The sequence below is a fragment of the Aliivibrio sp. 1S128 genome (assembly GCF_001691065.1).
Lineage (GTDB): Bacteria > Pseudomonadota > Gammaproteobacteria > Enterobacterales > Vibrionaceae > Aliivibrio.
In genome coordinates, this window is sequence record NZ_MAJV01000001.1 from 190,869 (window position 1) to 202,652 (window position 11,784).

Genomic DNA, 11,784 nt, shown 5'->3' on the forward strand with positions numbered 1-11,784 from the left:
ATTATACGAGTCGATTATGAACACATGTAAAAAACACTTTTTCTACCCTATGAATAACGTAATTCAAGATTATGCTTGGGGCAGTCATACCTCTATCGAAATGCTTTTTGATATTAAGAATACAACAGGAAAACCTCAGGCGGAGTTATGGATGGGGGCACATCCAAATGGTTGTTCGCTTGTCACTATTAATGGTGAGTCAATTTTATTGTCTGATTTAATTAATGAAGATAAAGAGGCTTTTTTATCTTCACCTACAGCACAAAACTTTGGTGAACTGCCATATCTGTTTAAAGTATTGGCCGCAGAAAAAGCACTGTCGATTCAAGTTCACCCGAACAAACAACAAGCCGTTGATGGCTATGAAAAAGAAGAAAAAGCAGGCATTGAATTAAGTGCCTTTAACCGTAACTACAAAGACAATAATCACAAACCTGAATTAGTTTATGCATTAACAACGTACAAAGCGATGAACGGGTTTAGAGAATATGAAGAAATCATTTCATTATTTACTCAAATGGCATTACCTTCTATTTCTTACCTTGTTGACGCTTTCGCACAAGAACCGAATGCAAAGGGACTAAAACAATTCTTCAAAGAGATGCTTTCTTTAGAAGGCGAGACAAAAGAAATCGCCGTCACCGAATTGGTTGATTACGCAACTCGCAGTTCAGAAGGCTTATTCGTTCAAATACAAGATTTGTCAGAGCAATACCCAAATGACATTGGTTTATTTACTCCATTAATGCTTAATGTTATTACTTTACAACCTGGTGAGGCGATGTATTTAAAAGCTTGTACCCCTCACGCTTACATTAATGGTACCGGTCTTGAGATAATGGCGAATTCTGACAATGTATTACGAGCAGGATTAACACCAAAATACATGGATATTGATGAATTGATGTCATGTACTGAGTTTAATAGCATTCCAAAATCGGCTTTATTAATGCAACCTATTGATATTGATGGTGGGATGAATTACCCAATCCCTGTTGATGATTTTAAATTTTCAGTCTTAACGCCAAAATCTGAACTGCCTTTAACAACACAAAGTGCAGAAATCTTATTTGCGATTGATGAAGATATGACCGTTAATCACACCTCTGGTGAATCCGTTTGCGTTCCAAAAGGCCATTCTATCTTTGTACCCGCTTACACAAGCAAATACACATTACAAAGCCTCGGAAAAGTAGCAAGAGCATTTAACTAAGAACGCCAATAATCGTTAATAAATCCCCTAATAGCTGACGAGTGACTCCTTTCGTTGGCTATTTTTTTATTCTTTACACATTGAATACAATAATAAGGCTTGTAAGCCCATTGGTTGTCTTGTACCGACTAATCGTTGACTAAAATCTGTCGATAACATACTACGCGTAAGCTGAGTCGCACTTATGATCATATCTCTTGTTGGATTATCTGGTAAAACCAACGCAATAATTAAATTTACGTCTCCCATTTTAGAAGCCCAATCAATAGAGTAATCACTACGGATAATCGCTATCGTCGGTTTATCAACTAAAGACGTAATAACATGAGGTAAAGCGATCTGTTTCGCCATGGCTGTTGAGGAACGTTCTTCACGTTTAATGAACAGCAGCAATAATTCATCCGTTTCTTTAGGGCAAATTAATAGCGAAAGTCCTTTTAATATTTCAAACTTAGAAAGGCGTGTTTGCGCTTTTACGTAATGAAAATCAATATCACATTTTGGGGTTAGCCTAGGATGTTTGTTCAATATGGCTTCTGAGAAATCACATAATTTATCCGAGGCAATAAAATCAAATCCAACAGAAAGTAAATCCGTTAATACAAAATTAGCCCATTCAGCATCTACCCCTACCGTCACTAACTGACAAAAATCACCTTCTGTTAAGGCGAGCTTTAAAAGCCCAAGAGAACTTGATACATCAGAACTGCGATCTCTTGTAATATTGTCAATATAAACCAAGCATTTGAATTTCTTTGCTAAACGAGTTAACTGACTTGCCAACTGAGGAGGCAAGCCAGTTTGCTTTACGAAAAAGGTAATCCGATAATCATTTGTTACGGGTTCAATCATAGAAGATGCTTGGATAAAATTTGGTCTACATCCGTTAATACTAACTCAATACTGTACTGTTTTGTATTGATCCCAACAAAGCGTCCTTTATTTGCTATTTCAATATCGGACGCGATAATAACAACATCTGCATTAATAATATCTGCCGTCGTTAATTCGCTTTCAATACCCATAGCACCTTGTGTCTCAACTTTAATAGACACACCATATTTTGCTGCTGCTTTCATTAATACATCAGCTGCCATATAGGTATGAGCAATGCCAGTAGGACACGCAGTTACTGCAACAATTTTCATGATTTACTCTTAAAAAATACAAACTCACTCTATAATAAAATGCTTTATATCAATGCATAACGACCAGAATCACACTTTTCAACTAAGGGTACAAAAATCCAGTAAAAGCCTTTTTTATGCTGTATTTTAAAACCGTATATTTACTTACATTAATAGTAGTAACTATAAAATTAGCAATAACGAGTAATTCATGAACATTCATTCTCTTATCAATACCGATGTCATTTGCTTAGACTTAAAGTCCTCCTCAAAAGAAAGTATTCTTGAAGAGATGGTTCAAATTTTAGATGACGCCGGTAAACTGTCTGATAAAAAACAGTTTTTATTAGATGTATGGGCAAGAGAAGACATTGGTAATACTGGTTTTGAAGACGGTATCGCTATTCCACACGCCAAAAGTTCTGCCGTTATAACCCCCGCTGTCGCTGTAGGTATTAGCCGTCATGGTATTGATTATGGCGCAGAAGATGGTGAGCCATCTGATATCTTCTTTATGCTCGCTTCTCCTGATGGCGATGACACTCATCATATTGAAGTTTTAGCTCAAATATCCAGTCGTCTTATTGAGGATGGCTTTACCGAAAAACTTAAATCTGTGTCTACAGAAGCAGAAGCGTTATCTCTTTTTACTGATATTATTAAATTAGAAAAAGAATACACACCAAGTGAAGCGCCTCTACCTCAACAAGAAAAAAGCAACGTACAACGTCGATTAGGAAGAGCTAAAGAACACCTATTGTTTGGTACCTCACACATGATCCCATTCATTGTTGCAGGTGGTGTGCTGTTATCTCTCTCAGTGATGATGTCAGGTCATGGTGCAATACCTACAGAAGGTATATTGGCAGATATAGCTCAAATGGGAATTGCAGGGTTAACATTATTTACCGCTGTACTGGGTGGTTATATTGCGTACTCCATTGCAGATAAACCCGGATTAGCCCCAGGAATGATCGGTTCTTGGTTCGCTGTTCAGCACTATAATACAGGTTTTTTGGGTGCCATCATCATCGGTTTTTTTGCAGGCTTTGTTGTTCGGGCTCTAAAGAAAATTAAGCTTCCTACCAGTATGAAATCACTGGGCTGTATTTTTATCTACCCTCTTATCGGTACTTTTCTCACTTGCTCTGCTGTCTCCTGGGTCATTGGTGCACCAATCGCCATGACAATGACACTATTAAATGAATGGCTGGCTAGCATGGCAGGGTCAGGAAAAATCGTTCTTGGCGCAATTCTTGGCGCAATGACCGCATTTGATATGGGTGGCCCTATTAATAAAGTCGCAACTCTATTTGCTCAGACTCAAGTAAATACTCAACCTTGGCTTATGGGAGGTGTAGGCATTGCTATTTGTACTCCTCCTTTGGGGATGGCACTTGCCACTTTCTTATCCCCTAAGAAATTCAAACGAGAAGAACGCGAAGCAGGTAAAGCCGCAGGTATTATGGGGATGATTGGCATCACTGAAGGTGCTATTCCTTTTGCTGCATCAGATCCCGCTCGTGTTATTCCTGCAATCGTTGCGGGTGGCATCATTGGTAATATTACTGGGTTCTTGTTTAATGTACTGAATCACGCCCCTTGGGGTGGATGGATTGTTTTACCTGTCATTGATGGGAAGTTTGGCTATGTCATTGGAACGCTAATGGGGGCATTAACAACGGCGCTTATTGTTATCTCATTAAAGAAAAATGCTGTCGAAGACGATGATCCCCAAAAGCAAAACCTTGATTTTTGTTCTGTGAAAGGGGAAGGTACGGCAGATGTATTGGCGATAACCGCCTGCCCTTCTGGTGTTGCTCATACCTTTTTAGCCGCAAAGAGTTTAGAAAAAGCGGCTCATAGCTTAGGTATTAAAATAAAAGTTGAAACACAAGGTGCAGATGGAATTAATAACCGTATAACCCCTCTTGATATTAAGAATGCAAAACTGGTTATTTTTGCACATGATGTTGCCATTAAAGAACCACTACGATTTAAAGGCAAGCGCACTCTAGATATTAGTACTAAAGAAGCAATGTATAATAGTTGTATATTGTTAAAAACCAACATGTTGAAATGGTAACTATTTAAGATAAATAACACGAAAATAAATAAAATAACGGCTATTTAAACATTCTAATAATGGGCTAATGATTTAGATCATTGGTCCATTTAAATCATCCCTTTCAAGCTATCGTAATTTGGTGTCTTTATTGTATCCATTAGCGCCATAATTTTTTATTCTAGCCCCACAGAATCACATCCTCCCTACCTGCACCGATCCTTACAGCTGAATATTTTTTCTATTGATCTTTAGGCCATATAGATAAAGTGACATCGTAGACACCGATTTAGCCACCATTTGGCCACCGCATCATTTAATCATAAATAAGGTCAAAAGATCCTCAAATGCCAGATACGACAAAACACGCCACTAAGCGCTTCGTTTTCGATAAATTGGAATGTTAAAACAGGAACAATCTCTTGAGGAGGATAAAAAGAGATTGGAGCGTACAGCGGGAATCGAACCCGCATCATCAGCTTGGAAGGCTGAGGTAATAGCCATTATACGATGTACGCACATCGTCGAACGAGATAGATAATGCCACACTGAGCGCAGAGGTAAAGCTTTTTTTTCACTTAACTATTTGATTGCACGTTATTTAAGCATATTTTAAGAAAGTTAACTAATGCAAGCTTTCATCTAAATGAATAACCACCCTATTTCAGGTGGTTATTCTTGAAACATATTATTCTCAATTACTGCTTTTTGGCGCTGATAAGGTTTCAGCCTCGTTGTTTATCCAATCTTTCAACCATTTTTCCTGCGCATCCTCACTCTTATTTGGCAACTCTTTCCAATAAGCTTGTGCTGATATGTCTAAGTTAGCTGATTTATTTCCCTCTTGAGTCCAAGGTAAATCACTGCCATAAAAACGCTCACTGTCTGGTAGTTCGATCGCTAATGGAGAACCTGAAACATATTTACTCTCTCCTTTATCAATACCTTCTTGGTATAATCCAAAAAGACGTAATTCAGAAGAATAAATTTCACCAGTGTCGTCATCTAGTATCGGTCCAAACGGTCTTAATCCTTTGACCTTTTTACCTGTTGGAGACATATAATCCAAATCAAACTTCATGATATAGAGTTTTCTCGTTCGCGTTCCTACATGCAGCATTGACTGTGGTTCACCTTTAACTCTTTCGAATACTTGAGAGGCAAAGTCGACAAAGGCTTGCTTATCTTCAGTCTGAACATCCAATTCAACATAAGTAGAGTCTATATTTTTATAGGTATTGCCTTTCGAATATTTCTCTATATTTTCAGGCTCATAATTAATGTCCATCACATGATAAACAGAACTAAAGTAACTTGGTCCTTTTGAATTAGACTTTTTAAATGTTGAGTGTTGCTCTTCAATACTTAACTTTAGCTGCATTGTGATCTTATCAAGATTGAAACCAATACTCTTGTAATCTTCACGGTTATCTTTATCTGCTAACAAGGCCACATAAATCGAGGTTGGTTGCTCTTTACTCCAATCAAACTGTCGAGAATTTATTGGCTTTTGTTTATCAAACCATTCAAATTTATTCCCTATGTTTAATGCAGCAAGCGATGTGATATTTCCTTCTATATAGGGCTTTTTACCTGTTCCTTTACTGGCTTCATTAGCTTTAACAAAACTTTCAACAAGTAAATCAGCTTCATTAATTACCGCACTTTGATTACCTAATCCATCGAAGAGATATAACGGTTTAGTTGATGTATCAACTCTTCCATAGGTATTGTTGTCATCAATGCCATAGTGAATATTGCTCATATCGTAAAGTACGCCACCAACGTCCAGTTTTTCTATCGAAACTTTATGCTGATTTAGCTTAAAGAAATACGACAGAGCTTTGTATTTACCATCTTGTTTCCACGTATCAAAATTTTCATACCAATAACCAGAAAATAGAGGTTTAAGACCGGGGATTTCATACTCACCAAACCAATAGGTTGGTTCAAATTCAACAGCGGTTAACGTTTGTGTTCCTTCTTTATTCGCAGCATAGTTATCGCCTAATTGCTGTGTGTAATATGAAATCAATTCTTTATCTGATGACCCGCACACGGTTAAATCAGACACTTCTTTTGCTGATAACAAGACTTGATATTGAGGGCCATCAACATCAAGCCAACCACGATCACAACCATAACTTAATGTTGCTTTAAAGAATTTCTTCGCATCTTCTGAAGCGTCTTTGGTTAATACAACTTGCAACTTAACACGAGTAAATGGCGTGATACGGTTCGTTTTATTTGGTTCTTTCCACTCTGAATAAGGCATCCATGATTTATCATCATCTCGATCGTTAAGCACCAATAAACGACTAAAACCAATATCGTCTGATTTTACATCTTGAGCGGTATTGTCAAACAACTTAGCAAAATCAACAAAACCATTCTCTTTGTCATCCATATACAAACTGGTTTGCACAGGGAATCCAGTATTAAACGTACCTTGGATTTTAGCTCGTTTAACTAAATGTTTCGTTGCTTCATCTAACGTTGCTTTCTTATTCTTATTGGCATATTCCACAAAGAAAGAACGTGCTTGCGATGCGCCAGTTTTATCATCTCTCACTCGGTTCAGCCAATTCTGAGCCATGGTATTGTAAGATGACTGAGGGGCTTCCCAATTATCATTAAGAATATAAGTTTCTATGTAGTCTTGAACTCGATCGCTTATGAGTTCTTTTTTATAATCACTATTTGAGCTGCTCCCTAGTGATATTCTGGCAAACAATTCAATTAAACCATTTAACGCCAAAGCTCGAAGTAAGAAGCGTTTTTGTAATTCTTCTGATGTTTTATTCGCCTTTAGAAACGCTTCTACCTCTTCTTTTTTTGTTAGCTGCTGTTCGATTTTTACCTTAAATCCACGATACTGTTGCAATACATCAATGTGAATTTTACCTAACTGGTTTAGCTCATTAACGTTCTTATATTTGGCTTTAAAATCCTTGTAAGCCCCTTCTGTTAGTATTGAATCTAAAAAGCTTAACCCACTATCAGCAATAGTAGCACCCTCTTTAATTAACAGAACCCCAGCCGCAACAGGGGCGATAGGGGTTAACATTGCTACTCCCATTAAAGAGTTGAATACTGCTGACACTTGCTCTTTTTGATTATTATCTAACCCAACATCAATCGCCTGTTTTGCTTGACGAACTTTCTCTAAGTCAATCATACCCGTTCGGCTAGGAGGTAAAGCCAATGAGTACGTTGGAGGCAATAGACTGATTTCAACACGTCTATCCTCCGCTAACGCTGAATCGTCCCCAGTTTCACTCATAGCAACTTTGGCGTTGGAGGCACTTATTGGTTGAGTGTTGCCATGTGACAAAGTAATAATACGCTCAGATAATGTTTTATCTTCTTTCGCTTTATCTAAAATCACCTGTTCAATTTGCTTCGCGCGATCCTCAGCAATCGTTTTATTCGCCTTATCACTGCCAATTCGCCCTGCGTGCCCATCGATTTGAATTCGATAGTCTGGGTGTGTTTTGAGTAGCTCAGCAATTTTCTCACAAACTTTATCAATATCACTGCGTAATGTCGTACCTGTATTTGGTAACTCCGACGAATTAAATTTGAAGTTAATATGAATAATCGCACGAGTACCTTGCGTAATAATACGCGCTATTTGCTCCTTACCGTCATTATTCAAAATCTTAGTGGCATCTGAAAGCTGCTTAGCCCAGTCCGCCTCTGCTTTTACCATCACAATTTTTTGCAAATAATCAGTGGTTGCACTATCAAAGTCTTCTTGTGCTTCATCCGATTTTTTCTCTAGCTTTCCTTGTTTATCTACTAGCTGATAAAAATCATACATACTGCCAATACTGTCTATAATCGGTAAGACTTTAGCTAATTTTGTATAGGCGCTTCCTTCAAACCAACTTGCCGCAAGGTTTCGAGTACTAACCGATGCCCCGTGCTCTTGAAGATGCTCTCTCATATCAATAAAGAAATCACGCATAACAGGCGTATTGGCAAAACGAGTTCGAACCACACTTCGAGCAACCTGAGACGGTGCTAATTCTTGCAGTGTTTCTGCTGTCTCGACCGCTTTTGTAAAGGCATCACGTGCATCTTTGACCGATTGCAACCCAAATAAGAAACTCGCCCCTGCAGTAAGCGGCTCTGGTAAAACACCCTCAACGGTTAATTTACCCCAAATATTTTTTGCCACACTGATTGCAATTTGCTGGCTAGATAAATCGCCAAATACACCAATGCCTTTTGTCGCAAAACCTTGAGCGTAAGATTGCGCTGTCTTTTGCACTGCGGATGCAACACCAAGCGTGGCTACACCAGTGCCTTTTAACGCAACGGGGTTTCCTTGCTGTGTCATAAAATCAGAATAGCTAGGTAGTGCCGTTGGATATTGATAAATTAGACACTCTTCAAGAGAGATCAAATCACCGCATACCATCGCCAGCTTACCAAAACCACTTATTGGTTTAAAAGTGACTTTTTCATGCAGCTCATAAGTATAGACGTCTTGTACCGTTTCACTCTCTGGATGTTTTACTTTTGCTTCAAATTTTAATTGCCCTTGCTTTACTGAATCAGGAAAAATAGCGTCTATACCTTCTTCTAATATTTCTTTTTGTTTATCTAAATATTCTTCAACCCAAAAACGCGTGCGAAGCAGAAAATAGCCATCATCAATTAATGTAGGATCAAAATTAAACACGACACTAGGTGTTATTTTCTTATAATCTTCTGGGTTATTTGTTTTATCATCACTGGGATCAGGTTTAGTGACAAAACTCGTGGCCAAGACTTTTTCTACTTCACCTGAATTGTCTTGTTTTGATTTCACTTGAATAAGAGAAACTTCTGCACCCACATACAAATCACTGCTGAACACCACCCCAATTGAGTGAACAACAGGAGTAATAATGCCTTGAATTTTTGTTACTTTACTCGCTTTAATTTTATCATACCAAGCATTGTAGTCATTCTGCTCATCTGTCAGCGGTTTTTTATAGGGTTCAGCTAACTGGCTAACTTTGATTTTACTGATGGTAAATTCAATCGGTTTTTTATTCTTTAATTTTAATTTATTTGAATAGATATCAGTTAAAGCATCATTCAATGATTTAACACTGGTGTGTTTTTCAGCAAGCTGCCCAATCACATTTAACGGCGGAAACGTCAATGGATATGATTCACTTTCACTTAATTCATTAATGGTTAATGGCGCTTTATGGCGTAAGAAGGTTTGCTTCCTTGCTACAGTTTCAGGTACGGCATCCTCATCAAAATAACCCAGTTGACACAGTAAACCGTCTTTATTAGTTCCCCATAATACTGGCTTTTCAGCATCATTAATCAAAACAGGTGTGAAAGGGATTGGGCGAACATTGTGTAAATTAGCCTCGGTTACATCAGATGATTGATGCCAAGTTGCTTTAATTCTCTCGCCCTCTTCATCTAGATAACTTGTAAAGTAAGCCCCTAATAAATAAATTCCGTGATCATAGGTTTTTAAAGCTGACATTACTTGTCCTCCTTAAACCATAAACCATTGTTAGCTAAACCATTATATAAAATAGCGTCCCCAGATAGCGCCCCATAATAAAATGCACGCCATGACCACACACGATCTCCAACGCGATCAACAATTCTAACTTTAGCAAAACTATCTAATGCACTAAAATGAGCATCTTTCCCTAAAATTTGAGCTGGCGTATAGTCTGTGGTCATTTGTTTAACAGTTAATTCTTTAGTATCAAACATCCAAGCAAAACTTTGATTTGAACCCCATGCAAAACGTCCTGTTGGGCTAATAGATTTAACTCTAAAAATTCTTTCTTTATCACTTAATGAGCGGTCTGAACTCAAAACAAATAAACGTTCATTTGTCTTTAAGTTATAACCCACAACTGCGGCATCAGTGACTTTTATAATTTTATTTCCCGTCAAAACAGCTTCAGTACGAACTTTCAAATCAGAATCACTAACCTCACCAGTCTCTGAATCCCAACGAGCATAACTGTTTATAGCATCATCAAAATACAAATAGCGACTGTCTTCCGACCAAAGCATATCAAGTGGCGAGGTAAATTTATGCATATTCGAAACCTTACCTGTTTTTAAATCATACACCCCTTTCTGACCACCAGATCCCGCCCAAGCAACGTAACGATTATTTGGAGAACGAGCTAAATTACGAATAGATGCAAAACCAATGGTTGCATCCGTTACCAAGCGTAAATCTGTTCCGTCGGTTTTCATACTCCAAATCTTAAGCCCGCTCTCATATTCATCTTCTGAGCTTGAGTTCGCCCATGCAAATTGAAAACGCGGTAAATCGTATGAGCTGGCATCATTAAGATCTTCTTTTGGCCACTCTTTGGCTTTTTCAATAAAGTAACGAGGAAAATCTTGATACATTATTTTTAGATCTTTTTTGTTCGCAAACTCAATATCACCACTGCTTTCCATGGTGTAATAATTATGCTCACCCACATAGGTACGATCTGGGTGTTGTTCAGCCCTTAATTGAGCCGCTTCTGCTGCCACACTTTCAGGGTCATTGCATCCCATTAAAGTGATGCTAAATAGTGCAAGTAATAGTATTTTTTTCAAAGCAGACATCATTTGTTCTCCTTGAACCATAAACCATTATTTGCCAATCCATTATAAAGGATCCCTTCTCCTGACATGGCACCATGTGAGAAAGCACGCCATGACCATACTTTATCCTCTACACGATCAACAATAGTGACATAAGTCATTTTACTCAGAGCGCTATAATGTGCATCTTTACCTAAAATTTGAGCAGGAACAAAATCATCAACCATCTGTTTTACGGTTCCTTTTTCTATATCAAAAAAGAATCCAAAAGAAGGATTAGATCCCCAAGCATAACGACCAGTAGGATCAATAGAACGAATTGTCATTCGTGCTTCTTTAAAGGGAAGAGTCTCATCAACATCGATTAAGAGCTTCTTTTCATTTGTGATGCTATCAAAAACAGTAACGCCAAATGGATACACTACAATACGATTACCTCCATAGCTTACTGCCGAAGTTTCTATATCGAAATCAATCTCACTAATTTCACCAGTCTCAGAATCCCAATGAGAATAACGATTACGATATCTCTCATGATACAAATAGCGGCTGTCCTCAGACCAAAGCATATCAAGTGGAGAGGTAGTCTTCTGTACAACTGTCACTTTACCTGTTTTTAAATCATACACACTTTTATGACCACCAGAGCCAGCCCAAGCGACATAACGATTATTTGGCGAACGAGTTAAATTTCGCACCGCAGTTAAATCCATGGTTGCATCCGTCACCAAGCGTAAATCTGTTCCGTCGGTTTTCATGCTCCAAATTTTAAGCCCGCTTTCATACTCATCTTTTGAGCT

Annotated in this window: 7 protein-coding genes and 1 tRNA gene; 2 read left to right on the forward strand and 6 right to left on the reverse strand. The window is 38.1% G+C overall.

The window, feature by feature from the left end; all coding sequences use genetic code 11:
- Positions 1 to 16: 16 nt before the first annotated feature.
- Positions 17 to 1,213 carry a mannose-6-phosphate isomerase, class I gene (gene manA, locus A6E03_RS00840; protein WP_065593526.1) on the forward strand — a complete coding sequence of 399 codons (1,197 nt, stop codon included), beginning with the start codon at positions 17 to 19 and terminating at the stop codon, positions 1,211 to 1,213.
- Between the two features lie 66 nt (positions 1,214 to 1,279).
- Here the strand turns inward: manA and A6E03_RS00845 are convergent, their stop codons facing one another.
- Both A6E03_RS00845 and A6E03_RS00850 read right to left on the reverse strand, forming a co-directional pair.
- On the reverse strand, positions 1,280 to 2,065 hold the full coding sequence (locus tag A6E03_RS00845; RefSeq protein WP_065593525.1) for a PTS sugar transporter subunit IIA: 786 nt from the start codon (positions 2,063 to 2,065) through the stop codon (positions 1,280 to 1,282).
- The gene (locus A6E03_RS00850) at positions 2,062 to 2,361 is read right to left on the reverse strand and encodes a PTS fructose transporter subunit IIB (RefSeq protein ID WP_065593524.1); all 300 of its coding nucleotides are present in this window, start codon (positions 2,359 to 2,361) and stop codon (positions 2,062 to 2,064) included. Before A6E03_RS00850 ends, A6E03_RS00845 begins: the two co-directional genes overlap by 4 nt.
- 190 nt (positions 2,362 to 2,551) lie before the next feature.
- Here A6E03_RS00850 and A6E03_RS00855 point away from each other — a divergent pair, with 190 nt between their 5' ends.
- Positions 2,552 to 4,426 carry a fructose-specific PTS transporter subunit EIIC gene (locus A6E03_RS00855; protein WP_065593523.1) on the forward strand — a complete coding sequence of 625 codons (1,875 nt, stop codon included), beginning with the start codon at positions 2,552 to 2,554 and terminating at the stop codon, positions 4,424 to 4,426.
- Between the two features lie 422 nt (positions 4,427 to 4,848).
- Here A6E03_RS00855 and A6E03_RS00860 read toward each other — a convergent pair.
- The 4 genes from A6E03_RS00860 to A6E03_RS00875 form a co-directional block, all read right to left on the reverse strand.
- Positions 4,849 to 4,923 (reverse strand) — tRNA-Gly (locus A6E03_RS00860).
- A 176-nt stretch (positions 4,924 to 5,099) separates the two neighbouring features.
- On the reverse strand, positions 5,100 to 9,905 hold the full coding sequence (locus A6E03_RS00865; protein ID WP_065599977.1) for an OmpA family protein: 4,806 nt from the start codon (positions 9,903 to 9,905) through the stop codon (positions 5,100 to 5,102).
- Positions 9,905 to 11,008: a WD40 repeat domain-containing protein gene (locus A6E03_RS00870; RefSeq protein ID WP_255310560.1), complete on the reverse strand. Its 1,104-nt coding sequence runs from the start codon at positions 11,006 to 11,008 to the stop codon at positions 9,905 to 9,907. Before A6E03_RS00870 ends, A6E03_RS00865 begins: the two co-directional genes overlap by 1 nt.
- The coding region (locus tag A6E03_RS00875) for a hypothetical protein (protein WP_065599978.1) at positions 11,005 to 11,784 on the reverse strand (780 nt) is incomplete at its 5' end. The genes A6E03_RS00875 and A6E03_RS00870, both read right to left, overlap by 4 nt.

Excerpts from the sequence above, each read along its gene's own strand:
- manA (WP_065593526.1), top strand. The coding sequence starts at position 17 with ATGAACACATGTAAAAAACACTTTTTCTACCCTATGAATAACGTAATT.
- A6E03_RS00845 (WP_065593525.1), bottom strand. The coding sequence starts at position 2,065 with ATGATTGAACCCGTAACAAATGATTATCGGATTACCTTTTTCGTAAAG.
- A6E03_RS00850 (WP_065593524.1), bottom strand. The coding sequence starts at position 2,361 with ATGAAAATTGTTGCAGTAACTGCGTGTCCTACTGGCATTGCTCATACC.
- A6E03_RS00855 (WP_065593523.1), top strand. The coding sequence starts at position 2,552 with ATGAACATTCATTCTCTTATCAATACCGATGTCATTTGCTTAGACTTA.
- A6E03_RS00865 (WP_065599977.1), bottom strand. The coding sequence starts at position 9,905 with ATGTCAGCTTTAAAAACCTATGATCACGGAATTTATTTATTAGGGGCT.
- A6E03_RS00870 (WP_255310560.1), bottom strand. The coding sequence starts at position 11,008 with ATGATGTCTGCTTTGAAAAAAATACTATTACTTGCACTATTTAGCATC.